General features: G+C 51.9%; 23 protein-coding genes. 9 read left to right on the forward strand and 14 right to left on the reverse strand.

Features of this window, described 5'->3' with window-relative positions; translation table 11 throughout:
- Positions 1-174 precede the first annotated feature (174 nt).
- From C7434_RS17840 to C7434_RS17850, 3 genes are read left to right on the forward strand one after another with little or no spacing between them, the layout of a single operon-like run.
- Positions 175-927 (forward strand): ABC transporter substrate-binding protein, encoded by a 753-nt coding sequence (locus C7434_RS17840; protein WP_006121922.1) that lies wholly within the window; start codon positions 175-177, stop codon positions 925-927.
- Between the two features lie 45 nt (positions 928-972).
- On the forward strand, positions 973-1,578 hold the full coding sequence (locus C7434_RS17845) for a cupin domain-containing protein (protein ID WP_006121924.1): 606 nt from the start codon (positions 973-975) through the stop codon (positions 1,576-1,578).
- 14 nt (positions 1,579-1,592) lie between these two features.
- Positions 1,593-2,921, forward strand: coding sequence for an FAD-binding oxidoreductase (locus C7434_RS17850; RefSeq protein WP_033742493.1), 1,329 nt, complete (start codon positions 1,593-1,595; stop codon positions 2,919-2,921).
- 203 nt (positions 2,922-3,124) lie between these two features.
- On the opposite strand, the gene C7434_RS17855 is transcribed toward C7434_RS17850, so the two are convergent.
- The gene (locus C7434_RS17855) at positions 3,125-3,349 is read right to left on the reverse strand and encodes a KTSC domain-containing protein (protein ID WP_006121926.1); all 225 of its coding nucleotides are present in this window, start codon (positions 3,347-3,349) and stop codon (positions 3,125-3,127) included.
- An 834-nt stretch (positions 3,350-4,183) separates the two neighbouring features.
- On the opposite strand from C7434_RS17855, the gene fliD reads away from it, so the two are divergent.
- Together fliD and C7434_RS17865 are read left to right on the forward strand one after the other, a co-directional pair.
- On the forward strand, positions 4,184-5,575 hold the full coding sequence (fliD, locus tag C7434_RS17860) for a flagellar filament capping protein FliD (protein WP_033742492.1): 1,392 nt from the start codon (positions 4,184-4,186) through the stop codon (positions 5,573-5,575).
- Positions 5,576-6,265: 690 nt separating this feature from the next.
- A complete protein-coding gene (locus C7434_RS17865) occupies positions 6,266-7,201 on the forward strand; it encodes a flagellin (RefSeq protein ID WP_006121927.1) in 936 nt (311 codons plus the stop codon).
- 60 nt (positions 7,202-7,261) lie between these two features.
- On the opposite strand, the gene C7434_RS17870 is transcribed toward C7434_RS17865, so the two are convergent.
- A complete protein-coding gene (locus C7434_RS17870; protein ID WP_033742489.1) occupies positions 7,262-7,828 on the reverse strand; it encodes an NADPH-dependent FMN reductase in 567 nt (188 codons plus the stop codon).
- A 101-nt stretch (positions 7,829-7,929) separates the two neighbouring features.
- Here C7434_RS17870 and C7434_RS17875 point away from each other — a divergent pair, with 101 nt between their 5' ends.
- The 3 genes from C7434_RS17875 to C7434_RS17885 all read left to right on the forward strand — a co-directional run bounded on the left by C7434_RS17875 (position 7,930) and on the right by C7434_RS17885 (position 9,533).
- Positions 7,930-8,148 (forward strand): DUF333 domain-containing protein, encoded by a 219-nt coding sequence (locus C7434_RS17875; RefSeq protein WP_226374665.1) that lies wholly within the window; start codon positions 7,930-7,932, stop codon positions 8,146-8,148.
- 3 nt (positions 8,149-8,151) lie between these two features.
- The gene (locus C7434_RS17880) at positions 8,152-8,655 is read left to right on the forward strand and encodes a GNAT family N-acetyltransferase (protein WP_033742488.1); all 504 of its coding nucleotides are present in this window, start codon (positions 8,152-8,154) and stop codon (positions 8,653-8,655) included.
- 92 nt (positions 8,656-8,747) lie between these two features.
- Complete coding sequence (locus tag C7434_RS17885) at positions 8,748-9,533, forward strand: MBL fold metallo-hydrolase (RefSeq protein WP_033742487.1); 786 nt, start codon at positions 8,748-8,750, stop codon at positions 9,531-9,533.
- A gap of 301 nt (positions 9,534-9,834) precedes the next feature.
- On the opposite strand, the gene ascB is transcribed toward C7434_RS17885, so the two are convergent.
- The 5 genes from ascB to C7434_RS17910 form a co-directional block, all read right to left on the reverse strand.
- Positions 9,835-11,229: a 6-phospho-beta-glucosidase gene (gene ascB / locus C7434_RS17890; protein ID WP_033742485.1), complete on the reverse strand. Its 1,395-nt coding sequence runs from the start codon at positions 11,227-11,229 to the stop codon at positions 9,835-9,837.
- A gap of 12 nt (positions 11,230-11,241) precedes the next feature.
- On the reverse strand, positions 11,242-13,095 hold the full coding sequence (bglF, locus tag C7434_RS17895) for a PTS beta-glucoside transporter subunit IIABC (RefSeq protein ID WP_033742482.1): 1,854 nt from the start codon (positions 13,093-13,095) through the stop codon (positions 11,242-11,244).
- 127 nt (positions 13,096-13,222) lie between these two features.
- A complete protein-coding gene (gene bglG / locus C7434_RS17900) occupies positions 13,223-14,056 on the reverse strand; it encodes a transcriptional antiterminator BglG (protein WP_033742480.1) in 834 nt (277 codons plus the stop codon).
- A gap of 166 nt (positions 14,057-14,222) precedes the next feature.
- Positions 14,223-15,458: a carbohydrate porin gene (locus C7434_RS17905; RefSeq protein WP_226374678.1), complete on the reverse strand. Its 1,236-nt coding sequence runs from the start codon at positions 15,456-15,458 to the stop codon at positions 14,223-14,225.
- Between the two features lie 537 nt (positions 15,459-15,995).
- On the reverse strand, positions 15,996-16,538 hold the full coding sequence (locus tag C7434_RS17910; protein ID WP_033742476.1) for a chorismate mutase: 543 nt from the start codon (positions 16,536-16,538) through the stop codon (positions 15,996-15,998).
- A 587-nt stretch (positions 16,539-17,125) separates the two neighbouring features.
- Between C7434_RS17910 and C7434_RS17915 the strand changes: the two genes are divergently transcribed.
- Positions 17,126-19,054, forward strand: a complete 1,929-nt coding sequence (locus tag C7434_RS17915; RefSeq protein WP_033742473.1) for a methyl-accepting chemotaxis protein — start codon at positions 17,126-17,128, stop codon at positions 19,052-19,054.
- A 128-nt stretch (positions 19,055-19,182) separates the two neighbouring features.
- Here the strand turns inward: C7434_RS17915 and arnF are convergent, their stop codons facing one another.
- The 7 genes from arnF to arnB are packed head-to-tail and all read right to left on the reverse strand — an operon-like array spanning position 19,183 to position 26,536.
- On the reverse strand, positions 19,183-19,560 hold the full coding sequence (gene arnF, locus C7434_RS17920) for a 4-amino-4-deoxy-L-arabinose-phosphoundecaprenol flippase subunit ArnF (RefSeq protein WP_006121942.1): 378 nt from the start codon (positions 19,558-19,560) through the stop codon (positions 19,183-19,185).
- Complete coding sequence (gene arnE / locus C7434_RS17925; RefSeq protein WP_033742470.1) at positions 19,557-19,880, reverse strand: 4-amino-4-deoxy-L-arabinose-phosphoundecaprenol flippase subunit ArnE; 324 nt, start codon at positions 19,878-19,880, stop codon at positions 19,557-19,559. The genes arnF and arnE overlap by 4 nt, the downstream gene beginning before the upstream one ends.
- 2 nt (positions 19,881-19,882) lie before the next feature.
- Positions 19,883-21,541, reverse strand: coding sequence for a lipid IV(A) 4-amino-4-deoxy-L-arabinosyltransferase (arnT, locus tag C7434_RS17930; protein WP_033742468.1), 1,659 nt, complete (start codon positions 21,539-21,541; stop codon positions 19,883-19,885).
- Between the two features lie 5 nt (positions 21,542-21,546).
- Complete coding sequence (gene arnD / locus C7434_RS17935; RefSeq protein ID WP_033742466.1) at positions 21,547-22,440, reverse strand: 4-deoxy-4-formamido-L-arabinose-phosphoundecaprenol deformylase; 894 nt, start codon at positions 22,438-22,440, stop codon at positions 21,547-21,549.
- A complete protein-coding gene (gene arnA / locus C7434_RS17940) occupies positions 22,437-24,419 on the reverse strand; it encodes a bifunctional UDP-4-amino-4-deoxy-L-arabinose formyltransferase/UDP-glucuronic acid oxidase ArnA (protein WP_006121946.1) in 1,983 nt (660 codons plus the stop codon). Before arnA ends, arnD begins: the two co-directional genes overlap by 4 nt.
- Positions 24,419-25,399, reverse strand: a complete 981-nt coding sequence (gene arnC / locus C7434_RS17945; protein WP_033742463.1) for an undecaprenyl-phosphate 4-deoxy-4-formamido-L-arabinose transferase — start codon at positions 25,397-25,399, stop codon at positions 24,419-24,421. The genes arnA and arnC overlap by 1 nt, the downstream gene beginning before the upstream one ends.
- A complete protein-coding gene (arnB, locus tag C7434_RS17950; RefSeq protein ID WP_006121948.1) occupies positions 25,400-26,536 on the reverse strand; it encodes a UDP-4-amino-4-deoxy-L-arabinose aminotransferase in 1,137 nt (378 codons plus the stop codon).
- Positions 26,537-26,552: the final 16 nt, after the last annotated feature.

The raw sequence follows: 26,552 nt of genomic DNA on the forward strand, positions 1-26,552 counted from the left end.
AGCATTAACTTATTAGTGTAATAAAGTGCATTGAAAGCCCACTGAATGGGGAAATCAAAGGGTTTTGTGTTAATTTGTGAGGCGCAACATTTTTAGAAAAGAAAAGATTGACAGGCAGGAATTTAATTTCATTATAGTGAAATTAATTGTTCACATGTCAATCAGGAGTAAGTGATGTCTCTTCGGTCGCACGTTACCATGGCTTTATTCTCTGTTGCCCTTGGCCTCACTTGCAGTGCACAGGCAGCGCCACTGACGGCAGGTTCTCCGCCTTCCAGCGCGCCTACCACGTTTCTGGATACCAAAACCGGTAAAATTGAAGGCTTCATGCCGGACGTGGCCGCGGAAGTGGCCAAACGTCAGAAGCTTGACATCAACTTTACCGCGGTGCCTTTCTCGACGCTGATTCAGTCTGTAATTGCGGGCAAAATCGATATGATTGTGGCCGGGATGACACCCACGCCAGAGCGCGAAAAACGTATTGCGTTCTCGCAGCCAGTCACTGCGTTTGGACCGGGGCTGGTCGTGCGTGATGACAATAAAAAAGTCTATCGCTCGCAGCAGGATCTGAAAGGCGACATCGTCGGCACCATGGCGGGCACCGATTATACGCAGGCGCTGATTAAGAGCGGTATCGCGAAAGAGGTGAAAGTGTATGACAGTCCGGCAGATATGATGCGCGATCTGTCCCTGGGCCGTATCGCTGCGGGGATGAACGATTACCCGATTATGAAATACCAGGAAAAATCTGGCGCGTACAAAGGTATGCATGTGGTGGACGGTTACAAGCCTGAGCATATCGCACCTATGGCCTTTGGCGTGAAAAAAGGGAACGATAAGCTACTTGCCGATATTAATACTGCCCTGACGGCAATGAAGGCCGACGGCACATTGCAAAAAATCAAAGCGAAGTGGGGAATGCCTTAATCGCGTGTTGATGCACGGAGGCACGCAACCTTAAGGAACATGGTGATGAAAACAGCGTTAATGCACTCAGAGGATCTGAGTGCCGTCGAGATGACGATTGGCTTACGACTAAAGCAGATACGCAAGTCGCGCAATATGACCATAAAGGCACTGGCGGAACAGGCCAATGTGTCGGCGGGAGCCATCAGCCAGATTGAGCGCAATCTGGCTAACCCCACGGTACGGGTGCTTGAGCAACTTCGCGTGGTCCTGAATGTTCCACTGACCGCTTTTCTTGAACAAAATGAAGAGATGCGACCCGGTGCTGAACATTATGTCCGGCGCTGGCGTGAGCGGCCACATTTTGAAGTTGGCAGGCAGGGCATAACCAAGGCGATGTTATCGCCTTCTGGCGAACATGATATTCAGTTTATGTATATCAGCATCCCTCCCCGCACGCGTTCGGAAGAAATGCTGACAGGCATTGGTGAAAAAGCAGGTGTAGTTATGGAAGGCCGTCTCACGCTGGAGGTGAATGGTGAGGCGACCTTCATCGAAGCGGGCGACAGTTTTCAGTTTAAAAGTCATCTTCCGCATAACATTTTTAACGACAGCGACACTGAAGCCCGCGTGTTGTGGATTATGCATATTCCGCCCCGACATCATATTTGAAACAAGGTTAACCCATGCGAATTAAGGTCGATAGCGTCAGTGACAGTTCCGTCTTCCCCACCTCTGTTGATGTTGTTGTGATAGGCGGTGGGATTGTGGGGACGTCAACGGCATATGAACTGGCGAAGCAGGGGGTTTCTGTTGCGCTGTTTGAGAAAGGTGTGATTGCCGGTGAACAGTCAGGCCGAAACTGGGGCTGGGTTCGTCAACAGAACCGTGATTTGCATGAGTTACCAATGGCGATGCGAAGCCTGCAGCGCTGGGATGAGCTGAGTGGTGAAATCGGGATGGATTTGGGCTTCAGGCGCAGCGGTATCCTCTATGGCACGCTAAATGAAGCTGACCTGGCGCGCTGGGAAAAATGGGGACAGCAGGCAAAACAGATTGGCTTTACCAGCCAGTTGCTCTCCGCGCGTGAAGCACAGGAGCGCATTGGGGACAAAACTCCATGGCGAGGCGGTGTATGGTCACCGACAGATGGTCGTGCAGAACCGTCGCAGGCGGTACCGGCCATTGCGAAAGGCGCGCAAAAGCTGGGAGCCAGCATTTTTCAGCGTTGCGCGGTGCGCGCACTGGATATCAGCGCGGGCCGTGTTTCTGGCGTCTGGACAGAACGCGGACTGGTTAAAGCCAGCCGGGTAATTTGCTGCGGCGGTGCGTGGAGTTCGCGTTTCTGCAGACAATATGGCGTAGAACTCCCTGCCGCCAATATTCTGGGTACGGTATTTAAAACAACCGCCGCTCCTGAGGTCGTCAAAGGCTGTCTGAGCACGCCTAATCTTTGCCTTCGCCGCCGTCTGGACGGCAGTTACACCGTTGCCGTTCCGGGCCTTGGCCAGATTGATTTAGCACCGCAGAACATCCGTTATGCTGCGAAGTTTTATCCCATGTTCCGCAGCAAGGTCGCTAAAAAACTGAAAATCCGCCTGAACGGTTCATTCTTTTCTGGTCCTGAAGCGTCTGGAAGCTGGTCGCCCGACAGGCCCTCGCCGTTTGAAAAGATCCGGGTGCTTGATCCCACGCCGGACAAGCGCATCATTCACGATGGCCTGGCCGAGTTGATTCGCGTCTTCCCCGAACTGGAGGGCATCAAAGTCGATTATGCCTGGGCCGGCTGGATTGATACCACACCGGATTTGGTGCCGGTGATTGATCAGGTGAGTCAGCTCCCCGGCATGTTTATTGCCTCAGGCTTTAGTGGCCACGGTTTTGCCATCGGACCCGGTGCGGGACTGATGTGTGCACAGATGTTAACGAATAAGCCCGTTTATACGGACCTGACGCCCTACCGGCTCTCACGCTTCGAGAAAGGTAATGCGATTCGCCAACCGCAAATGATGTAACCGCGCTGATAACAGACAGGCCATGCGAACAGCGCATGGCCGTTATCGAATGCAGCCCGCTCAGGCATGTTTTTCGCGCTGTAGCGCCGCCTGATTTATCCGACGTGAAAACCCCTGCCCGGCCCTACTCAAGCCGCACCTGAATATGGCTGCGGGATTTCGCACAACCCTCCAGACTCAGCGCGGCCTTTTCTGCGTGTCCGTTACTGTGAATCCCGCTTGTGATGCATAGAAAAGTAACGGTTATCAATGCTTTCGCGGAAAAAACTATCGGGATCCACCGCGGCACAAAATCCCTGGTAAACCCGGGCAGGAACGGCCAGCCAGCGCCGGCAACTTCCGTTGCGATATTCAAGCTCGAGCACACCCGAAGTGGGATCGAATCCTGCGCTGCGAAATAAAGAAGAGTTAATATCGTGTCGTTTCATGAAAGATAGTCCGTATCGGTTAAGCCCAGGCCTGCATCATTGCCGCGCTGGCAGAGCGGCAATGTATCACAGACTTCCCCATTGTTGAGCAACCTTCAATGCGCTGACAAATAACAGTTATTGATGACACCGCGCGCTGACATGGCTTTTACCGGATCAAGCCCGTCTTCAGTAAAGGCTGGTCCTGCTAATATACACGAGCAATGTGGCAGTGATTTTTCACCAACCAGAACCACAGCTGAAAGGCGTTGACGACGTCTGACAAGATCGTTGTGCTACCTTATCTGAAACCGTCCCCTCAATTTATCCTCACCAGGGGGATGTAAATAAATATTTCAAACGTAAGCGTTAACGATTTTTAAAATTCTTTTTTGTTGAGTGAGCAGTACCGTAAAAATAAAAACTTTAGGGCTAAAAGAAAGATAAAAGGCAAATGCATCGATTAGGATTTAATGATTTTTTAATAAGAAATAATTTGAGTTAGCGCCCTATTTCCTTCTGGTCACGCCAGGGGGTTTTATTCACAGCAGGTTTCAGCTGCACGACCGTACTTGTCTTGTCAAAGTGCACAGGTTTAGCGACACCGCCAACACGACTGCAATTTAATTTCATGATTAGCAAAGGGTTAATTTGCCCGTTTACGAATACACTCAATAAAAAGACCTAAAAAAAATGACAATCTGTTTTGCTGTTAACATTTTTTTACCAGCTTAACGAAAAATTGATGGTCATGAAATGACCATAAACCGATTTGCAACGACGCGCAAAATCAGAAAAATGCCTGATTAATGCGTTGTATCTTCATGTCTGGTGTCACTTCATCAGGACAAGAAAATGGCAAGCATAAGCTCACTTGGCGCTGGTACTAACCTCGACCTCAACACGTTATATGATAATTTACAGTCAGCTGAAGAAGCGCAGTTGACCCCAATTACCACACAGCAGGCGTCATACAATGCGCAACTGACAGCCTGGGGCGTGGTACAAAGTTCAATGTCAAAATTGCAGACAGCCGCTGCGGCTTTGCAAAACGCATCAAGCATAGCGACCACGAAGGTCACCAGTACGAATACGGCGTTTACCGCCACGCTTGCCAGCAATGCCGCTGCCGGAAACTATTCCGTTGAAGTGGATCAGTTGGCCGCGTCACAGTCACTGCTCTCTAAATCAGCCAGTAGTGAAACAGCGCAGCTTGGCGACAGCAGCATGGCTTCCCGCACGATCACGATCAGCCAGCCTGGACAGAAATCCCCGCTGACCGTGACGTTAAACCAGAACCAGACAAGCCTGACTGCTATTCGTGACGCAATTAACCAGCAACAGGGCAGCGTAAACGCCAGCGTTATTATGGCGAACGACAATACCTATTATTTGTCCCTGACCGCACGTGACAGCGGGACGGCGAATGAAATGACCGTCAGTACCAACGACTCAACGTTGGCACAGTATGTCAATTACAGCAGTGGTGGCAGTAATAATGGTATGACAGAACAGGTTGCCGCTCAGGATGCGCAGATAAAAGTGAATGGTTTATCAATTACCCGCAGCAGCAACATTGTGACGGATGCACCGGAAGGTGTAACCCTGAATTTAAATAAAGTGAATACCGGCTCGCCGGAAACGTTATCCATCGCGTCAGATACATCGCCGATGTCGACAGCAATTCAGACGTATGTGGATGCGTATAATTCGCTGCAAAAGACCATTGCCGATCAAACAAACTATACGCCTGTACAAGCCGGACAGGCGCAGAGTGCTGACAATGGCGATCTGCTCGGTGATAACACGTTAATGAATATTCAGACCAGCCTGCGCAGTCAGTTTTCTGATCCTCAGTCGGGTAATATTCAGGAGCTGTCTCAACTGGGCATTACACAGGATGATAAAGGTGATCTGACCGTGGACAGTACGAAACTGAATAATGCGCTGACGAATCAGCCCGCCGATGTTTTAGCGTTTCTGACCGGCGATGGAAAGACAACCGGCTTTGCGACAGAGGTGACGAATAATCTCAACCAAATGCTGGCGAGTAATGGTACCGTTTCGAACGCCACAACAGGGATTAATACGTCGTTGAAGCAGCTCTCAGATCAATACAATACTGTTAACGACCAAATCACCACGATTATGGCGCAGTATAAAACGGAATTTACCAATCTGAGTACGCTGGTTTCTTCTATGACGCAGACCGGTAACTATCTGGCTGCACAATTCGCAAAAATGTAATAGCCGCCTTATCTTATTACTCTGCAGACAGATATCTTGTAAAAGATATCTGTCTGGTCATTATCTTCCCTTCATCGTTCTGCTTTACTGTTTCTGAATAGCGGTAACGCTTTACCACTCTCTTTCAGAGCTGAGTCATACGTAATACAGGTTTAGATTAATTTCTCCCGTTTCTGTGAAACCAGCAGCAGTGATTGGGCCGTGCTACCCTGCCCACTTGCTTTGCAATGCAATACCGCTCATCCTCTCTGACCACGTTGCGCCAGGACGTAAAACAATTTTCGCATAACTTTCATTATTTCAAAGTGTTACACGGGAGTAATGATATATCTTGGCGGGCTTTTTTAGACAGATTTAATACAGGTTTTCTTATCAATGCATAAACAGGAAGAAAATAAGGCAACCGCCTGGCATCAGGGACTTTTTCTGATATTTAATTATCCGTGCTATTTAATATTAAATGCTGTAACAAAAAGTTTTTAAGGTTAAGGAATTAAGTAATTTGGTTGTATTTGATGTGTGGTAATAATTCTTTTTTACAAGGATACCGCAGGCGTTTCCTTTCGCTTAAAACGGCACTTCTGCTATTCACGAATTAATCTTATCTGGCGTTTTTTAATTAAAGTTCTGTGGTTTCGTTTCGATAATAATAATGCGTAAATCATACGTTCTCCTTAGAAGGAATTTATCATGTCAGTGATTAACACTAACGTTCTGTCGCTCATCACTCAGAATAACCTGGATAAGTCTCAGTCTTCTCTGGGTACCGCTATTGAACGTCTGTCATCGGGCCTGCGTATTAACAGCGCAAAAGATGATGCCGCGGGTGAAGCGATTGCAAACCGTTTTACGTCAAACATCAACGGTCTGACCGTTGCTGCGCGTAACGCGAACGACGGTATTTCATTGTCTCAGACAGCGGAAGGTGCGCTGGATGAGATAAACAACAACCTGCAGCGCGTCCGCGATCTGACCGTTCAGGCGCAGAACAGCTCCAACTCTGCTTCGGATATCGATTCGATTCAGGCTGAAGTTAACCAGCGCATGCAGGAAATCGACCGCGATACCAAGCAGACCGACTTTAACGGACTCAAAGTACTGAACACCGGTTCAGGCAGCACCACCTACAACTTCCAGGTTGGTGCGCAGGATGGCCAAACGATCGGAATTACCATCAGTTCAAGTGACAGTTTTGACCTGGCCGCAGCAGGTAACGCCTCTTCTGGTAATGTGCAAAACACTAGTTCAACAACCGGTCAGACAGTGAATGGTACAGCCCGCAGCACCGCGGCTATCGGCTTTGACGTACTGAAAGGTGCCGTTACCGGTGGATCGGGCGGTACAGCATCTGGCAGCACACCGCTGGCAGATATTGATAAAGCGATTAAAGCCGTTGACAGTCAGCGTAGCCTGTTGGGTGCGTCTCAGAACCGTTTTGAGTCCACCATCAGCAACCTGAACAACACCGTCACCAACCTGACTGCTGCCCGCAGCCGTATTCAGGATGCGGACTACGCGACGGAAGTGTCGAATATGTCACGTGCTCAGATCCTCCAGCAGGCAGGTTCCTCGGTACTGGCGCAGGCCAACCAGGTGCCACAGACGATGCTGTCGTTACTGCGTTAAGAGCCAATTCAGGAACCACGCCTGTTACAGGCGTGGTTCTTATCACTCTGCGGCGGTTTGTCAGCTCACCTTTCGAATGAAGTCGCTAAATGCCGCTAACTGCTTAGCCAGATGCTCTCTTGTACCCTGTTCAATCACCTCTCCGGCCTGCTCATCCACTTTATTCTGGATAACGCCCCCCATGAATTCCGGTTTGTTTAACACCATCGCATCCAGAAAAACCAAAATCTGCCGCAGATGATACTGACAGCGAGCGCCACCGATAGCACCCATTGAACTCGTTTGAATCGCCACGGGCTTACCGGCTAAAGGCTGATTGGGCACGCGAGACAACCAGTCGATGGCATTTTTCAGTCCGCCAGGAACGGAGTAGTTGTATTCAGGGGTCACGATAATGACGCCATCAGCCTGGCGGATCTGTTCAGCCAGCGCCGTGACGGTATCTGGAATGCCTGCTTCCTGCTGGATATCCGCATCATAAAGTGGAATATCCCGGATTGACGGCAGCGCTTCTACCACCACGCCCTGCGGTGCCAGTTGCGGTAGCGCATGCGCAATCATCGCGTTGTACGATCCTTTTCTCAGGCTGCCCAGTAAGGTAACCATTTTTAACGGCTTGTCTGACATTGTCGTTCCTCTTTTCGATGGCTAAGTGCGTTTTCACGCCACGTCTGGAATATACTATGGCGTTTCTGACGGATTAAAAGTGAGTGGTTATGCGGCAATTTTTGTTGGTTTTAACATCAATTTTGGTCGTGGGCTGTGCGCCGGATCATCGCACCCGCACATCAGGCCTCGCCAATCCTGCCTCACAGCATTGTCTGGCCGTTGGCGGAAAAAGCGATATTGTAAAAACGCCAACGGGTGAAGTGGGCTACTGTATCCTGCCTTCGGGTGAACATATCGAGGAATGGACCTTGTACCGCCGTGACGAATCGAAGGGGTAAGCTGTGGTGAATTCTGACCGCTCGGTTATCAGACTGGCGACCCTGCACGATCTGGCCGGAATTACAGCCTTGCTTCAGGCAAACTCGGCCGGACGCGGCGGCACACTGAATGGGGATTTTCCTGCCGATAAAGTTGAAGGGATGCTGCGTCGCGCCGGTGCCAGGACAGTGGTTGCCCAGCGCGATGAGGCGATTACCGGCGTATTATTTAGCGCCATTCCCACTCAGCACGAATCCGAGATGATTAACGCGATGCTTCATGCGTGGCCACCGGGGTGGCACTGTTGGCTCTACGGCCCGGTTTGTATCAGTGAGGCTGAACGGGGAAAGGGATTACTAAAACGCCTTTATCACCACATGTGCCAGTATCAACAGGGCGCACCTGTGTTATTTATTCAGGCGCAAAACAGCCGTTCAATTCAGGCCCATCAACGCCTTGGCATGTACCCGGTGGCACAGTTTGCTATGCAAGATGAAGATTTTTTTGTCTATAGCCATCAGGGTTAGCAACCTCAAAACCGCCGCGCATAGCACAAAAGGAAACCTGCTTCCGATGCAGATTCTACAATGAATCTAAGACATTAACGGGGGAGAACAGGATGACAAAGATCTGTGTCACATGCGGAACCGCCTACTCGCAGATGGAAACAACCCACTGCATAATTTGCGAAGATGAACGTCAGTACGTGCCGGCTTCAGGGCAACAATGGACATCCAGTGAAGCGCTCCATGCCGCGCACAGCAATAAATGGCAGCAACCTGAAACGGGATTGTTTAGCCTGCAGTCTGTGCCTGATTTTGCCATCGGCCAGCGCGCGTTTTTGATTAAAGGACAACAGGGCAACGTGCTGTGGGACTGCATACCTAACCTTGATGCCGCCACCGTCGATATCATTCGTGCGCTGGGCGGTATCGACGCAATTGCGATTTCACATCCCCACTATTACAGCAACATGCAAGACTGGGCAGCAATATTTGATGCGCCATTGTATATCCACGCCAGCGACAGCGAATGGATTGTGCGTGACAGCCCACATCTGCAGTTATGGGATGGCGATGTCCTGACTATTCTCCCTGACATAAGTTTGTTGCGGCTGGGTGGCCACTTCGCGGGCGGCACGGTACTGCACTGGGCAAAAAATGAAGGCATCCTGTTGTCTGGCGATATTATTCAGGTTGCGCCGGGGGCAAATGCTGTGTCCTTCATGTGGAGTTATCCCAACATGCTGCCTTTACCGGCGGACAACATCAGGACAATAACCGAGCGTCTGACCCCCTTTGCCTTTGATCGACTTTATAGTGCGTTTGAAGGGCGCGATATTGCGTCTGACGCGAAGCAGGTGGTGAACCGCTCAGCACAAAAATATATAGACTGCCTGCAGTAAGACAGAGCAGTGACGGACGGTTAAGCGGCCAACGCCATCACCCGCTTAACCCACGTTTTTCATTCGTCGATATACCTCAGACAGGCTTTATGACTCACCCTTACGGCGATGAGGCCGCCTCATCATCTACGCTACGATCCCTGTCAGTGGCGCTATCAACGGATTCATCTGTTGGCCGCATTCAGCAAAAACGACAACGTCATCAACGCCTGCGCGCGGGCCGCATGAGCACCGTCGTTCCGGTCTGTAGCGGCACAGGAACGTCAGGGCGAGTTCAGTTGACTCACCCTTTCGCGCGGGATCAGGGTGCCAGCGATGCACCACTGGTGGCGATAACCTCTTTATACCACCAGAAACTTTTCTTGCGGCTGCGCGCCAGCGTGCCGTTCCCATTGTCATCGCGGTCAACATAAATAAAACCATAGCGCTTGGACAGCTCGGCTCTGGAGGCGCTGACCAGATCGATGGGCCCCCAGCTGGTATAGCCCATCACCTCTACACCGTCATCAATCGCCTCGCGCACCTGTACTAAATGGTCATTAAGGTAGCTGATGCGGTAGTCATCCTGCACTACGCCGTCCGCGTCAGGTTTATCCTTCGCACCCAGGCCGTTTTCCACGATAAACAGCGGTTTCTGATAACGATCCCAGAGCACGTTGAGCAGCGTACGCAGACCGACAGGATCTATCTGCCAGCCCCATTCGGAGCTTGCCAGATGCGGGTTTGGCACCATGCTCAGGATGTTGCTCCGTGCCTGCTGATTTAACGCCTCATCGGTGGTGACACAGCCGCTCATATAGTAGCTGAACGAGATAAAGTCGACCGTTGATGTCAGCGCCTCGCGGTCGGCATCGGTGATGTCAATCTGAATACCGTTGTCACGGAAGAAGCGCAGCATATAGCCCGGGTAGGCACCGCGGCACTGCACGTCACCGAAGAACTGCCAGCTGCGGTTCTCCTGTAGCGCTTCCAGCACGTCTTCTGGCTTGCAGGTCAGCGGGTATACCAGGCCGCCCAACAGCATATTGCCGATTCTGGCATCAGGAATAATGTCATGACAGGCTTTTACCGCCAGCGCGCTGGCGACCAGTTGATGATGGATTGCCTGGTACACTTCGCCTTTATTGCTGGTTTCCGGCAGACCAACGCCAGTCAGCGGCGCGTGCAAGGACATGTTGATCTCGTTGAAAGTCAGCCACAGCTTCACCTTCTCTTTGTAGCGCGCAAACACAGTGCAGGCGTAGCGTTCAAAAAAACCGATAGTCTGACGACTTCCCCAGCCGCCGTACTGCTTTACCAGCGCCCATGGCATTTCATAATGTGACAGCGTGACAAGCGGCTTGATACCGTGTGCGGCCAGTTCGTCAAACAGCATGTCGTAAAAAGCCAGCCCTGCCTCGTTCGGCTGCTGCTCATCACCGTTCGGGAAAATACGCGTCCAGGCAATCGAAACACGCAGGCATTTAAAACCCATTTCAGCAAAGAGTTTGATGTCTTCCGGATAGCGGTGATAGAAGTCGATAGCCACATCCTTGATACTGCTGTCTCCCGCGACGCGCTCTACCACCGGACCAAAAACCCCCTGTGGCTGAACGTCAGAAGTTGACAGCCCTTTTCCATCGTCCAGATAAGCGCCCTCTGTTTGGTTGGCGGCTAACGCCCCACCCCATAAAAAATCATCCGGGAAAGTCTTCATTATGTTCTCCTGTTATTGATGGCTTACGCAGATTAGCGGTACACCGGCATTGGCGAATGTTGCCGTCACGGTCGCTACCTCGCGATATTCGTCGCTGTTGCTGATAATAATCGGGGTCGTCAGGTCGTAACCGGCATCGATAATTGCCTGACGATCAAACTCCAGCAGCAGATCGCCCGGCTGCACGCTGTCACCTACCTTCACGTGAGCGGTAAAGGGGATGCCATTGAGCTTCACGGTGTCGATGCCCACGTGAATCAATACTTCAATGCCGCTGTCGCTGAGCAGGCCAATGGCATGTTTGGTCTGAAAAAGCGAGGCAACAACGCCGGTGAAAGGGGCAACGACGTTGTTATCAGACGGAATGATAGCGGCACCGCTGCCCAGCAGGCCGCTGGCGAAGGTGGTATCCGGCACCTGGTCAAGTGCCAGAACGGTGCCGGTCATCGGCGATAACACCGTGTTTTTGCCTGCTGATGCGTGCCCGTTAGGCGTTGCGCGCGCTGGCATCCCGGCGACCAACGTCAGGCCGCAACTCAGGACCAGTGCCACCATTGTGCCGAAAAGGCCGCCCCACAGCGTGGCATCCACGCCGCCCGGCGGTATCATCTGGGCGAGGGTAAAAATATTGGCAAAGCCAAACGAATAAACGTGGGTATCGCTGAAGCCAACAATAGCTCCACCGACAGCTCCCGCCACGCAGCCAAAGATAAAGGGGCGGCGCAGCGGCAGATTGACACCATAGACCGCGGGTTCGGTAATGCCGAAGATCCCTGCCGTCACGGACGATCCGGCCAGCATTTTTTGACGCGCATCGCGGGTGCGCAGGAAGACCCCTAACGCCGCACCCACCTGACCGAAGACCGCAGGCAGCAGCATCGGCAACATAGAGTCGTGGCCCAGCACCGCCACGTTGTTGATCATCAACGGTACCAGCCCCCAGTGCAGACCAAAGATGACGCAGACCTGCCAGAGCGCGCCCATTGCCGCGCCCGCCAGCCACGGTGCCAGTGCATAGATCCACTGATAACCGTTTGCCAGCATCTGGCTGAGCCAGGTTGCCAGTGGGCCAATCACCAGGAAAGTCAGGGGGACCGTCACGCCCAGGCAAATGAGCGGCGCGAAGAAATTTTTCATCGCGGATGGCAGCAGCTTCGTACTCTGTCTTTCCAGCCAGCAGCTTACCCACGCGGCAAGAATAATCGGGATTACGGACGAGCTGTAGTTAAACCAGGTCACCGGAATGCCGAGAAACGCCTCGGTCACCGCATCCGGCTGCTGGCTGGCGTTGAATGCAGCGATCATGATCGGATGGGTCAGCGCGCCGCCAATGACCATGGTGATAAAAGGATTACCGCCGAACTTTTTCCCAGCGGTGTAGCCCAGCACTAATGGAAAAAAGAAGAACAGCGCGTCGCTGGCGGCGAACCATATTTTATAGGTGCCGCTTTCCGTGGTGAGCCAACCGCAGACCACTGCCAGCGCCAGTAACCCTTTGAGGATACCAGAGGCCGCCAGGACGCCGATAAATGGCGTAAAAATTCCGGAGACAATGTCGATCAGGCGGCCAGATAAGGTGCCCTTGTCGCCCTTTTCCTCCACGACAGGCGCGTCATCAGTCAGCCCGGCCTCGTTGCGCACCGCCTGCCAGACGTCATGGACATGGTTCCCAATGACGACCTGAAATTGGCCGCCGCTTTCTACCACCATAATCACATCCGGGTTGTTCTTCAGCCCCTCGGCATCTGCTTTCTGCTTGTCTCTCAGTTTAAAACGAAGCCGGGTTGCGCAATGCACAAGGCTGATGATGTTCTCTTTTCCGCCAGCGTGGCTGAGAATATCCTTCGCTAAAGCCTGGTATTCCATCTCGTTTTCCTTACATCCGGTGCCTGTAGCCACCTGTTGAATTAAAAAAAAACCTGAGGGCGTCCTTCGTCAGAAGGCCGCACTCAGGTTTTGCCTGCGTAATGCAGTAACAATCCCGTGTTGAGGCTTAACGCCCCTCTTTTCTCACCCGCTCAATATGGAGGGTGAGAAACATGATTTCTTCGGTTGTCAGCTCGCGCTGATAGTTTTTATTCAGGTGCTGAGCGATTTTTCCGGCGCATTTCCAGGCCATGCCGTAATTGTCTTTCACCGCCGCATGCAAAGACACATCGTCATCCTGCACCACCGTGCGGGTCAGCATTCGCTGGGCAAAAAACTTCAGATGAGTAACGAAACGCTGATAGCTGAGCGACTCTTCGTCGTACTCCAGGTGCAGTTGATACTTCACCAGTTGCAGGATCTCCTGCATGATCCTGGTGACATGCATCACTTCAGGCATTTCACTGTCCAACTGGGCCGTAACCAGATGCAGAGCAATAAATCCCGCCTCATCCTCGGCCAAATCGACATGCAGACGTCGGGCAATAATGGCCCTCGCCTCCTGACCCAGCCCAAATTCTCTGGGATAGAGACGTTTAATTTCCCACAGCAACACATTTTTGATTGCCAGCCCTTTCTTTTGCCGTTCAATCGCAAAGTAGCAGTGGTCGGTTAAGGTGATATACAAACTATCCTGCAGCTTTCCCAGCCGTTGTCCTGCCAGCCTGATGATCTGATCACAGGTCGTCATCACCTCAAGTGGGATCTGACTCAGCAGTTCCCCTAGCCGACGCACCAGCACGTCATTCTGCAGCGCAAACACCTTTTCAATCAGTGCGGTTTCCAGCGTGTCCCCTGCGCGCTTCTGAAAGGCCAGCCCACGCCCCATGACAACCTGTTCGGACCCACGCTCATCCAGAGCAACCACCACATTGTTATTAAGAATTTTGGCGATTTTCATCGGAACCCCAGAAACAAAAAAACCTGACATCCGGCAGAAGCCAGAAAATCAGGTTTTGCCTGCTTTTAGCAGTCACAATCCAGTGAGGGAACTCTATCAGTTTCAATTGCAACCTATCCGTATCATGCGTAAAAAACGTGACACATATCGTACTTTTGCTGTGGGGTCAGAAAGTTACCGCGGTTTTCAGCGTGGTGACCCAGGCATCCTGCGTGTGCGATACGCCGCCCGGATGGTGCCAGTACTGTATGCCCGGCTGTAGCTCCAGCCACGACAGAGGACGGAAGCGATAGTAAAACTCCCCGTTCAGGGAATGGCCCGGTACCGGATGATACATCGGATTGTTATGATCACTCAGCCCGCTAAGTGTATTCATATAGCGCTGATTTCGGGCATAGCCAGTGCTCATATCAATCCAGCTGAGACCAAGACCCATCCAGTCTTCCGGTCGTGCGTCAAACAGTCCCCGATAGCGCACTGAGGCGGCATAAACCTGATGAATATAATTGGTACGCTGGTCGGCAAGGCTCATGCTGGCGGAGGCACTTAACCCACGATTCGAATCGTCCTTATGCTGCGTGAGTTGCTGATTCATTCCGGCGTACACAAACCAGGTACGATTGCGTTGTGTATAACCTTCTGGGTCTGTTGCCCCTGCCCCACCCGATCTTCCGTGATAAAGATCCGTTTGTGGCGCATTGGTGAATACCACGCCCAGGTTATACGCTCCGGGAAGATGATTGATCATCGGGCGCGCTTCAATTTCAACCGGAAGTAATATGCCTTTGCTGCCCTTCGTCGACCCGCTCCAGGCATGATGACGGCTGGAGGCATCCGGGTTCTGCTCCATCACTCCCCCCTTTAATGTGAGGGCCGGCGTCACGTTATACGCCAGCGTTGTGCCCCAGGTGTGGACGTTCCAGTTATGCCAGGTGAGCGCGTTAGCCGACTTGCCGCCGCACTGGGAAAGTAGCTGGAAGTCACAGGGAATGATCTGATCGAAGGTCTGGACTTTATTCATCATCCCGATTCGCCAGGTGATGCGGCGATCGTCAAAACTGCGCGCAAAGGTCAGCCAGCCCAAACGGGTAATGGACTGGCCGCCCCAGCTTTCCTGCGTCAGGTCGTTGATATTCACTCGCGGATCCTGCACGCGTCTGGTGGTGAGGTCATCATTGTGGTTACGATTGACGATATTCCCCTCAATTCGTGCATCGGGAATACCTGTCCAGCGCGCCAAATCCTGAGTGAAGGTCAACGCAAACTGATCGATATAAGCCACATGCGAGTCTTGATGGTAGCCCCCGCCAGCATTCCAGCCGATTTCGTTCAGATAACCCAGATTGTAGGTAAAACCGTTATCATTAAGGATGTTACGAATACCCAACATATCGCCCAGCATGGGAGCGGGAGAAGCGTCAAAACCTAATACCGTACCATTCCATTCCTGGCCAACTGATAGCGGTGAAACCAGCAAAAGCGCGAGTACATACTGCTTGTAGCGAGCATTTATCATCTTTCTTTACATCCTGATAAACATACATATGTGAAAATGGGGAATGTTCAGTTTGTTAGGGTGTTGCCTGTTCTTCAGGCCAAAAAAAACCTGAACGCTTAATGGGTTATCCCATATCGCGTTCAGGTTTTGCCTGTCGACCAGTAACAATCCTGAATTCAGTCGCCAAAAACCTTATCATCTGTAAGGTTTTCAGGAAGCATGTATTGGCTACGTATGTGATTCAGGTAGCAGTTTTGTCGGAAGAAACAGTCGTACGCCGAGCAGAATGAGTGCATTACCTGCGCGTATCAAAAGGGGATTTCCGGCAGAACAGCCAGGAAGTGAAAACAGCATCGCCCGCCTGACAGGACGGGCGTGATGTTGCAATGCAGATATAATGAGAAGTCGTTCGTTATTTAACGCGTGTGCGCTTGCGGCACGTTACCGCTTTAGTTTAATTTGCTCAAGTCCCTGTAAAACGTTATTAATATCATCCCCACTCAGATGTTGCACATCCAGTTGGTGATGAAGAGAGGTTAAATCGCCTTTCGAAAAACTGCTCTGCGACAGTTGCTGATGAATCGCTTGCAGAATTTGTTCATCTAACTGATTGATTTGCTTTCTCAACTCAGCCAGATCTTTAGCCGGTGGGACCGACTGAGGTTTGGCCAGCCAGTCCGCCATGTAGCGATACTGAATCGCTTTGCTGGCATCCATTAACGCCTGAAAGAAGACGGTAACAGATTGGGGATCCAGCCCGGCCTGAGCCGATTTTTCCTGCGCTTCTGCCAGCACATCCTTTTCCCTGGTCAGGTCTTCAACCGGCTTGTTATGCACTTTTTTGAACGCTGCGACGTCTTTCATCAGCAGCATTCTTTCATGCAGTGCGCGTGAGAGCAGAGAGACAGGTTGAGATGCTGCAGGCGCAGCAGCAGCGGAGCCGCTAAAAATAAGGGCGGCCAGCAGAAAGGTCATATATTGCATGTTTGGTTAGCCTGTTTCCAAATAGTTGAAAAAGATTAATCATATTAAACGCACCTCTCAATAATGAAGTGTCTGTGAAACATTAGTTAATCTCTGTAATTAACTAATACAAATTATAAACACACTCAGGGTTGAAGGTCATAAATCATTAGAATACATACACTATCATTATGGCCACCCTAACCGCGCCGCTTCAATGTTAATATTTAGTCAACAAGTTGAGCGGATAATCAGTGGAAAATCAATCAACTCACTAATTAAAGCATTGAATATAATTATAAAATTATAAATTTATGGAAGTTTGAAACAGTAAACTTTTTATTCTCATATCGCCATTAAAGATAAAAAACGTCAGACAGAACTCGCCTCTGATTATTCGCAAGCTAATTATCATGAGCTTTATTAATGACGCTTAAAGTTTAAATTTTCCTTTTAAAACAATGGAAATGCATCATCTCCTTATTTGTGAGGATTTATTTCAAAACGTCTTTAAAGTTTTCAACGTGACAGTCGATAAGTTTTATTAAGCAGTAGAAGCCTGTTTCTCGCTGCAAATTATTTCCCTTACCGGCTATCAGGGTGGAATTATGTTTATTACGCGTACGTTTTCCGATATGAAAATGGGGAAAAAGCTGGGGCTCAGTTTTGTTGTGCTGATAGTTGCAACCCTGACCATCGCACTGTTAGCGTTTAAAGGCTTTGAAACCATTAAGGAGAATGCGCAAAAACAGGACATTACTGTCGATTTTGTCAACACACTCGGTGAAGCACGAACCAGCCGGCTGCTTTATCAGTACACGAAAGACGAACACTATGCGCAGGTTAACGCAAAAGCGCTGAACGATTTAACAGCACAGGTAAACAGACTTAAGACGTTTAGCTGGGACAGTCAGGGCGAAAACACACTTACTACTGCCGCAAACGAACTGGAAAACTACAAGACGCACCGCGAGGTTTTTTATAATGCCTCGCAAAAAACGTTTGCTGCCGCCTCCCTCATTCAAAACAATGATCTGCTGGCTGTCGGTCAGCGGCTTGATGGTATCACGATTCCCGCTCAGCCTGAGGCCATGCTTCAGGTGTTGCGCTTAGCATCGATACTGAAAGAGATCGCCGGTGATGTAGAGCGTTTTGTCGACAAACCGACCGAATCCAGTAAAAGTGAAATCAGCGACAACATTTCCACCGTTACCCAGTTGCGCGCGCAGTTGTTCGCGCTGTCTGTCCCGGATATCCAGGCAGTGCTGGCGACGCAGAAAACGGATTTGGCGCAGCTCAGGCAGGCCTTTACTGACTATCTGTCAGCCGTGGCGGTAGAAACAACCGCGTCGAAACAACTGAACATCACCGCCGGAAAACTGAATACGTCCGTTGCGGAGCTTTTTAACTATCAGGCGTCCGAATCCGCAAATGCGTTACACAAAGCGGAAACGCAGATTGCGATTGTCGCCGCGATTTGTGTGCTGCTTAGTCTGCTGATCGCCTGGCGAATAACGCTTTCCATTACGGTTCCGTTGAAAGAAACGCTCAGCGTAGCCAAACGCATAGCGGAAGGCGATTTGACCGCCTCACTGTCCACGGCTCGTCGTGATGAACTGGGGCAATTGATGCAGGCCGTCAGCGTGATGAACGACAGCCTGCAAAACATCATTACCCATGTACGCGACGGCGTGAACGGCGTGGCTCGGGCTTCTTCAGAAATCGCTGCCGGCAATATGGATCTGTCTTCCCGGACCGAGCAACAGTCTGCCGCCGTGGTGCAAACTGCGGCCAGTATGGAAGAGTTAACCTCCACCGTGAAACAGAATGCGGAAAACGCGCATCACGCCAGCCAACTCGCTACTGAGGCTTCTGCCAATGCCGGACGCGGCGGTGAGATCATCCGAAGCGTTGTCACCACCATGCAAGGCATTACGACCAGTTCAGGTAAGATTGGCGAAATTATCAGTGTCATTAACGGTATTTCCTTCCAGACGAATATTCTGGCCCTGAACGCTGCCGTGGAGGCGGCCCGTGCCGGCGAACAAGGGCGTGGTTTTGCCGTTGTCGCTGGCGAAGTCAGAAACCTGGCGCAGCGCAGCGCTGTTGCGGCTAAGGAAATTGAGACGCTGATCCGCGATTCACTGAATCGCGTCAATGAAGGTTCGACCCTGGTGGATCAGGCGGGAACGACAATGGACGAGATCGTGCTGTCGGTGACCCAGGTTAAAGATATTATGAGCGAAATCGCGGCAGCCTCGGACGAGCAGAATCGTGGCATATCGCAGATCGCCCAGGCGATGACAGAGATGGACACCACGACGCAACAAAACGCCGCGCTGGTTGAAGAGTCCTCAGCCGCTGCCAGCTCACTGGAATCACAGGCAGAAGCGCTGGAAAAAACGGTTGCTGTATTCCGGGTACCCAGTAACAAGAAAAGTGTGGTGGCCAGTCAGGGTATATCGTCCGCAGCACCTAAAGTCGTGGTGTCTGCACGCCAGTCCAGCGTAACTGAAGCCAACTGGGAAACGTTCTGATACCGGAAACAGTGACGCCGGCAAGTTGCCGACGTCACTGTGGTTGGCTGAAAAGAGCGGTGCAACACGTATCCTGAACTGATTTTGTTGCCCTGCTTTGTAACGATGCCGGTTCCGGCCATGTCATTTCAGTCGGTTTTTTGCGGCTTAATGCACATACAGAGTAATCCTGCCAGCACCAACATGACGCCGACCATCGCGCCTGTATGAAAAGGCTCAGCGAACAGCGGCAGACTGATTGCCATCAACCAGACCAGTACATAGCTGATGCTCAGCAACGGATAGGCCCGGCTGAGCGGCAGATGGCGCAGTGCCAGGAACCAGCTCACCATCGAACAGGCGTAAGCAGTCAGTCCGCCACACAGAATCAGCAGCGGCAGCCAGTTCACGGGATGCTGCATCAATACGGCCTGCAAACTGGGCAACTGAAGCATCGCCCAGCGCAGCATTAACTGAGCGAGTGTCACCAGCAAAACGCTGCATAAGGCCAGCAAATAACCCTTCATGCGTAGCTCCCTATCAGGGCGACGCCTGCGACAATCAGTACCGTGCCAGCCCATTGCAGAGGCGTCATTTTTTCACGCCAGATAAACCGTGCGGCCAGGGCAACCAGAATAAAGTTAATACTCAGCATCGGGTAGGCCAGGCTTACCGGCAAACGCTGCAGCACCAGCAACCAGGCCACCATCCCCAGCGCTAACATGATAAGACTGGCCAGCAGCCAGCCGGCCAGGTTAGCCCTGTTTGTTTGCCGTGCCGCCTGTTTCTGACAGAGCTGACCTGCGCAGGTGAGTAAACTGGTCAGCAGCACCAATAATAAACTCACGATCAGTTAGCCGCATTGTATTGCAGTAACAGCATCCGACCGTTGCGATAGACCGCATCCGCTGGCGGTAAATCTGTGGGTGTCGCTTCACCGCGTTCCAGCATCATGATCAACGAGACATTGCCCTGCTTACGGTGCGCCTGAAGCCATTGCGGGAAATCCTCGCTGCTGACATAGGCAGACTGGGCATCGGGATAGCTAAGACCATACTGCAGCTCGCCCTTTTGACTGTAGGCAATGATATCGCTGCGTTTCAGCGTCCAGGCGATGGCTGACGACACGCCGGAATTATCACTTAAGATATAGCGGCTGTTCGCCAGGCTGTTTTCAATACTGCGGATGAAGACCTGGGGTTGCTTGGTATTCTCAACGCTTTCCGGAATTGCCGAACCGACACAGAGCGCCAGCGCCAAAGGGCAAAGCGCGGCGGCCAGCCAGTTGCGTTGTGGCGATTTCAGGCTGAAAGCCCCCGCGACAGCCCAGCCCGCAAACGCGATCACGGCCATAATGAGTGCAACCAGCTGATGTGCGCCATAGAGCGGACGATGGCTTAATCCCCAGGGTGCCAGCACGACCAGCAACGTAACCACACAGATCGCGCCAAACAGGATATTGATCCAGGCGTTGACTTTAAAGACGCGCGTGTTCTCACCCACTTTACGCCAGGCATAGTCAGCCATCAGCAGCGCCAGCGGCGCAAAGCAAGGCAGGATATACGTCGGCAGTTTCCCTTTCGCAATGCTGAAAAACACCAAGGGGATCACGACCCAGCTCAACAGATAAACACCACCTGAGGACTGCTGGCGTTGGGTCCAGCCTGAACGCAGTGCGCCCGGTAACAACGCCAGCCAGGGCAGCGCGCCGGCAATCAGCACTGGCAGGTAGTACCAGAAAGGGGCCTTATGCTGTGCGTTGTCTTCGGCAAAACGCTGGATATGCTCAACCCAGAAAAAGTAATGCCAGAAATCAGGTTGCTGCTGCTGAATGGCAATCGCCCAGGGTGCACTGATGGCTGCCGCACTGACAATCGCCAGTGGGCCATAAATAACCAGTTCCCGAAAACGCTGGTTCCAGATCGCCCATGGAAGGATCGCCAGTACAGGAACCGCCAGGGCAAGGAAACCTTTGGTCATAAAGCCCATGCCGCAGGCTAAGCCCAAAATCAGATAACGGAGGATACGTTGCCGCACATTTTGCGCTTCGCTGGCGAACCAGTAGCTGCACATCGCCGCAACCATCCATAACGTAAGCATCGGATCCAGCACGGCATAAGTACCAATACCGTAGACCAGAAGTGAGGTCATAAAGATAACGCTGGCCGTGAGAGCAACGTTACGGCGAGCAAACAGGCGACAACCCAGCCAGTAAATCAGGATGGCGCTCATCAGGGTTGAAAAGACCGAACCAATCCTGACGGCGAAGTTATTGTGACCAAAAATGGCCTGTCCAACAGTATTGAACCAGTAGCCGGCGATGGGTTTTTCGAAATAACGCAGACCGAAGAAGTGCGGCGTAATCCAGTTGCCGTTTTGCAGCATTTCACGGCTGATTTCGGCATAACGCGTTTCATCGGGCTGCCAGAGATTGCGGAACTCCAGAGGAAGTAAATAATAAAGAACGAAAAGTGAAACCAGTAGTACCGTCTTTTTGGTGGCAGTCATGGTGCTTACCTTGTTAAATTCTCACAACCCAACCAGCCTTCCCGGCCAGCAATGTGCCCACGAACAACCTTGCCGACAGGCAATGTATCGAGGTCGTCAGGCAAGAGGTCGCTCAGCGGGCAAAATTGTATTCCCTGCTCGCGGGCACGCTGTAACAACGTATCGAACGCATTGAGTTGACTGATACCTTCGACTTCAGCATGGATGGTATACACCGGGGTGCCCTTATCGGCGTGGATCTGTTCCAGGATGTAATCGTTGAACCGTTCAGCACTCAGCGTGGGACCGACCACTTCGTCCCAGGTGGGTAACGTCACGGGGATCTGTACCGTACCCGGCTCGCCATTTCTCAACAGTGGGCGAAAAGGCGCGGTACCGCGGCAATCGCTGTTGTACGCAAAACCAAATGTTTGCTTGGCCTGAATAACACGACCATCCGCGCGCCAGCCCGCCACGGCGGAACAGGTGACAGGTTTGCCGATAATGGCCTCCAGCGCATCCCGTCCTTTCGCAATCTGCTGAATAAGCTGTTCTTCATTCCAGACGCCTGCCCACGTTTGCCAGGCGAAGTGATCCCAGGCGTGCAGGCCAACTTCATGGTAATCGGCCGTCATGCGGATAATATCGCGCATCCCTGCCCCAATCTGTTTTCCTGGCCAGGCGGTCCCGGCTAACAGGATATCCCAGCCATAAAGCGATGCTGCGCGTGAGCGCAGCATTTTCCACAGAAAGCGCGGCTTCATCAGACGCCATAAATGGCGTCCCATGTTGTCAGGCCCGACACTGAAGAAAAAGGATGACTGGACATCGTGTTTTTTGAAGACCTCAATCAGCGCGGGCACGCCAAGTTTTGTCCCGCGCCAGGTATCGACATCGACACGTAGACCGACTTTCCTCATGCCTTATCGTCCTGAAGCTCAACGGTGCGCAGGAAGAAGTCGAGAGTGTTATCGATGGTCGTATTCATTTGCACTTCAGGTGTCCAGCCCAGCAGGCGTTTTGCATTACGGATCGAAGGCTTACGGTGCTCAACATCCTGATAGCCCTTGCCATAATAGCTGCTGCTTTCCACTTCACGGAAACCGGCAAACGGCGGGAAGCTGGCACGCAGCGGGTGACGCTCAAAGCTCTCCAGCAGACGTTCTGCCAGCTCTTTGATACTCGCTTCGTTGTCTGGATTACCGATGTTAATGATCTGCCCGTCGCAGTTATTGTTTTTGTTTTCAATAATTCTGAACAGGGCTTCAACACCATCACTGATATCTGTAAAGCAGCGCTTCTGACGGCCACCATCAAACAGCTTGATAGGCGAACCTTCCACCAGGTTTAAAATCAACTGGGTAATGGCACGCGAACTTCCGATGCGCGCGGCATTGAGGTTGTCCAGGCGCGGACCCATCCAGTTAAACGGACGGAACAGGGTGAAGCGCAGACCTTCTTTTTCACCGTAAGCCCAGATGACCCGGTCTAACAGCTGCTTGGAAACCGAGTAGATCCAGCGCTGTTTGTTAATCGGACCGACGACCAGGTTCGAGTGGTCTTCATCAAAGTTGCTGTCGGTACACATCCCATACACTTCGGACGTTGACGGGAAAATGATACGTTTGCCGTACTTCACACAGTCGCGAACAATTTTGAGGTTTTCTTCAAAATCCAGCTCAAAGACACGCAGCGGGTTGCGGGTATACTCAATCGGCGTGGCGATAGCGACCAACGGCAGAATGACGTCACATTTTTTAATGTGGTATTCGATCCACTCTGAGTGGATGCTGATATCGCCTTCAACAAACTGGAAGCGCGGATGACCAACAAAGCGGCTGATCGCGTCGGAACCAATATCCAGGCCAAACACTTCGAAGTTGTCGTCCTGCAGCAGGCGCTCGGTCAGATGGTTACCAATAAAGCCGTTAACACCCAGGATCAACACGCGGGTGCGACGCTTCACGGCGGCCACAGCCTGAGAATACAGCAGTGCGCCATTTACCATGCCCAGATGTTGCGCCAGCTGAACACCGTTCATGTAAACGCTGTTCGGGGTTTGCCCCGTCTGGATTTCCAGCGCGCCTTCACCACAAGCCACGACAAAAGGATCGGCTGACAGCACGGTTCCCGGACGAGCGTTGTGCGCGGTCGTTAAAACTTTGGCTTTCCAGACCACAAACTTTGTGGTGCCGGCAAACGCAAACGCGCCCGGCCATGGATCGGTAACGGCACGGACCAGATTATTGATTTGCTTAGCAGGCAGGCTCCAGTTGATGCGACCATCTTCTGGTGTTCTGCGACCCACAACCGTGGCTTCCGCTTCGTTTTGCGGCTTGCCGACGATATTGCCCTGTTTCATCGCGGGCAAGGTGCTTTCCAGCAGCTCACTGGCGCAGTCAACCAGTTTGCGGTGCAGAGTTAACGCGTTGTCTTCTTCAGCAATGGCGATGCGCTGTTGCGCGATGATTTCACCCGCATCGGCTTTTTTCACCATGCGGTGTAAGGTCACACCGGTTTCCGTTTCGCCATTCACCAGCGCCCAGTTTAATGGCGCACGACCGCGGTATTTTGGCAGCAGTGAACCGTGCAGGTTAAAAGCGCCCTGCTTCGCGCAGTTCAGAATGTCGTCACACAACAGGTTGCGGTAGTAGAAGGAGAAAATAACATCAGGTTCTGCTGATTTAATGCGATCGATCCACAGCGGATGGTTAACCTCATCCGGAGCATAAACCGGGATTGAATTTTCAGCCGCAATTCGCGCCACTGAGCCAAAAAAGTGATTTTCTGACGCCGTGTCGGCATGGGTGTAGATGGCGCTGATAGTGAAGCCTGCTTTCAACAGCGCATTAATGCCCGCACAACCCATGTCGTGATAAGCGAAGACGATAGTTTTCATTACTCGGTTTCCTGTACAGAACGGTCTTTCTGAGGATTGATAACACGTTGAATAAAATAGCGTGGACGGGCACGTACATCGTTGTAGATACGACCAATGTATTCACCCAGCAGTCCCATGCCGATAAATTGCGCGCCGATAAAGATAAACAGGACGGCAAACAACATAAAAACACCATCGCCAGCCCAGGCTGCGCCCAGAAACAGCCGCAGCAGAATCAGAATCACGGAGAACGCAAAACCTGCAATCGCAATCAGGCTGCCCAGTACACTTAGCATGCGTAGTGGTGTGGTTGTGAGACAGGTGACAAGGTCGTACATCAGGTTAATCAGGCGCATAAAGCTGTACTTCGAACTGCCGTGTTCACGTTCTGCGTGAGTAACCGGGAGTTCAATCGTACGACGCGCAAAGGTGTTAGCCAGGATCGGGATAAACGTGCTGCGCTCATGGCAGTTAAGCATGGCATCGATAATGTGACGGCGATAAGCCCGCAGCATACAACCGTAATCCCCCATCGATTTACCGGTCACACGTTGGATCATCTGGTTGATGGTGCGTGATGCCTGACGACGGAACCAGCTGTCCTGACGATTCTGGCGTACCGTGCCGACAACGTCATAGCCTTCCTGAGCGGCGGCCACCAGACGGGGAATTTCTTCGGGTGGGTTTTGCAAATCGGCATCCAGCGTGATGATGAGATCGCCGCTGACATTGCTGAATCCCGCCATAATCGCGGAGTGCTGACCATAGTTACGGTTGAGCAAAACGGCGACAATATGACTGCCGGGCAGTGAGGCTGCATCGGCGATCATCGTCGCGGACGCATCCTGGCTGCCGTCGTCGACCAGCAGAATTTCATAGTCCAGGTTCAGGCTCTTACAGGCATCATCGGTACGCTGAATCAATGCCGGTAAGCTTTCCTGCTCATTGTAAACCGGGATGACTACCGATACTTTTTCAATCTTTTTATCGTCGAACATTTAAACCCCAGCCAGTCCACGTAGTGCGCTGATAACGCGTTCAACGTCATCGTCAGTCATGTCGGGAAACAACGGAATGGAACAAATACGCTCGCTGTTCCACTCAGTGGCAGGCAGCGATAAATGCGGATAATGCTCACGGTAATATTTGTGCGTATGCGCTGCACGGAAATGCAGCCCCGTGCCGATGTCCTGCTCTTTCAGCGCCTGCATCAGTGCATCACGGGTCATACCGCACGCCTGCTCATCAACGCGAATAATGAAGAGATGCCAGGCGTGCTGATGCTGCCAGGCGGGCGGAACAAGAGGCTTAAACGGCGTATCTTTAAGGGCATCGAGGTAACGTTGCGCTATCGCCGCGCGACGCTGATTGATTTCGGGGAGCTTCTCCAGCTGAACCAGCGCAATGGCCGCGCTGATATCCGGCAGATTGTATTTAAAGCCCGGCATAATCACTTCTGCCTGCGGCTGACGACCGTGTGTTTGACGATCAAACGCGTCGACGCCCAGACCATGAAACTTCAGGCTGCGAATGCGATCGGCCAGAGCCGCGTCGTCGGTGACGACCAGACCACCTTCTGCGCAGGTCATGTTTTTGATGGCATGGAAGGAAAAAATAGCATTTCCCTGGCCACCCACGTGTTTACCTTTGTAGTGGGTACCGGCCGCATGCGCGGCATCTTCAATGACCGGAATGCCATGGCGTTGGCCGATAGCATAGATCGCGTCCATATCCGCAGGCGCACCCGCATAATGGACAGGGATAATCGCCCTGGTTTTCGGCGTAATCGCCGCTTCGATAGCTTCAGGGGTCACCATCAGATTATCGATATCCACATCGATCATCACCGGCGTCGCACCAAGTAACGTGATGATATTTAATGTAGAAACCCAGGTCAGGGAAGGTGTGATGACTTCATCACCGGCTTTGATGCCCAACGCCATTAACATGACGTGCATACCGGCAGTAGCAGACGTGACGGCAATAGCGTGTTGATTGCCGGTTAACTGGCAAAATGCGCGCTCAAGTTCAGCACACTTCGGCCCGGTCGTAATCCAGCCAGACGCAAAGACCTCACGCACTGCAGACAATTCAGTCTCGCCTAAAGAAGGACGAGAAAACGGAAGAAACGCCATTAAGTAATGTCCTTAA

It is taken from the genome of Pantoea sp. PNA 14-12, assembly GCF_004364735.1.
Lineage (GTDB): Bacteria > Pseudomonadota > Gammaproteobacteria > Enterobacterales > Enterobacteriaceae > Pantoea > Pantoea stewartii.

Excerpts from the sequence above, each read along its gene's own strand:
- C7434_RS17855 (WP_006121926.1), bottom strand. The coding sequence starts at position 3,349 with ATGAAACGACACGATATTAACTCTTCTTTATTTCGCAGCGCAGGATTC.
- arnF (WP_006121942.1), bottom strand. The coding sequence starts at position 19,560 with ATGAAGGGTTATTTGCTGGCCTTATGCAGCGTTTTGCTGGTGACACTC.
- bglF (WP_033742482.1), bottom strand. The coding sequence starts at position 13,095 with ATGGAATACCAGGCTTTAGCGAAGGATATTCTCAGCCACGCTGGCGGA.
- C7434_RS17840 (WP_006121922.1), top strand. The coding sequence starts at position 175 with ATGTCTCTTCGGTCGCACGTTACCATGGCTTTATTCTCTGTTGCCCTT.
- arnA (WP_006121946.1), bottom strand. The coding sequence starts at position 24,419 with ATGAAAACTATCGTCTTCGCTTATCACGACATGGGTTGTGCGGGCATT.
- C7434_RS17885 (WP_033742487.1), top strand. The coding sequence starts at position 8,748 with ATGACAAAGATCTGTGTCACATGCGGAACCGCCTACTCGCAGATGGAA.
- arnC (WP_033742463.1), bottom strand. The coding sequence starts at position 25,399 with ATGTTCGACGATAAAAAGATTGAAAAAGTATCGGTAGTCATCCCGGTT.
- C7434_RS17915 (WP_033742473.1), top strand. The coding sequence starts at position 17,126 with ATGTTTATTACGCGTACGTTTTCCGATATGAAAATGGGGAAAAAGCTG.
- C7434_RS17910 (WP_033742476.1), bottom strand. The coding sequence starts at position 16,538 with ATGCAATATATGACCTTTCTGCTGGCCGCCCTTATTTTTAGCGGCTCC.
- fliD (WP_033742492.1), top strand. The coding sequence starts at position 4,184 with ATGGCAAGCATAAGCTCACTTGGCGCTGGTACTAACCTCGACCTCAAC.
- C7434_RS17905 (WP_226374678.1), bottom strand. The coding sequence starts at position 15,458 with ATGCTGGGCGATATGTTGGGTATTCGTAACATCCTTAATGATAACGGT.
- C7434_RS17850 (WP_033742493.1), top strand. The coding sequence starts at position 1,593 with ATGCGAATTAAGGTCGATAGCGTCAGTGACAGTTCCGTCTTCCCCACC.
- C7434_RS17865 (WP_006121927.1), top strand. The coding sequence starts at position 6,266 with ATGTCAGTGATTAACACTAACGTTCTGTCGCTCATCACTCAGAATAAC.
- C7434_RS17845 (WP_006121924.1), top strand. The coding sequence starts at position 973 with ATGAAAACAGCGTTAATGCACTCAGAGGATCTGAGTGCCGTCGAGATG.
- ascB (WP_033742485.1), bottom strand. The coding sequence starts at position 11,229 with ATGAAGACTTTCCCGGATGATTTTTTATGGGGTGGGGCGTTAGCCGCC.
- C7434_RS17870 (WP_033742489.1), bottom strand. The coding sequence starts at position 7,828 with ATGTCAGACAAGCCGTTAAAAATGGTTACCTTACTGGGCAGCCTGAGA.
- arnT (WP_033742468.1), bottom strand. The coding sequence starts at position 21,541 with ATGACTGCCACCAAAAAGACGGTACTACTGGTTTCACTTTTCGTTCTT.
- arnD (WP_033742466.1), bottom strand. The coding sequence starts at position 22,440 with ATGAGGAAAGTCGGTCTACGTGTCGATGTCGATACCTGGCGCGGGACA.
- bglG (WP_033742480.1), bottom strand. The coding sequence starts at position 14,056 with ATGAAAATCGCCAAAATTCTTAATAACAATGTGGTGGTTGCTCTGGAT.
- arnB (WP_006121948.1), bottom strand. The coding sequence starts at position 26,536 with ATGGCGTTTCTTCCGTTTTCTCGTCCTTCTTTAGGCGAGACTGAATTG.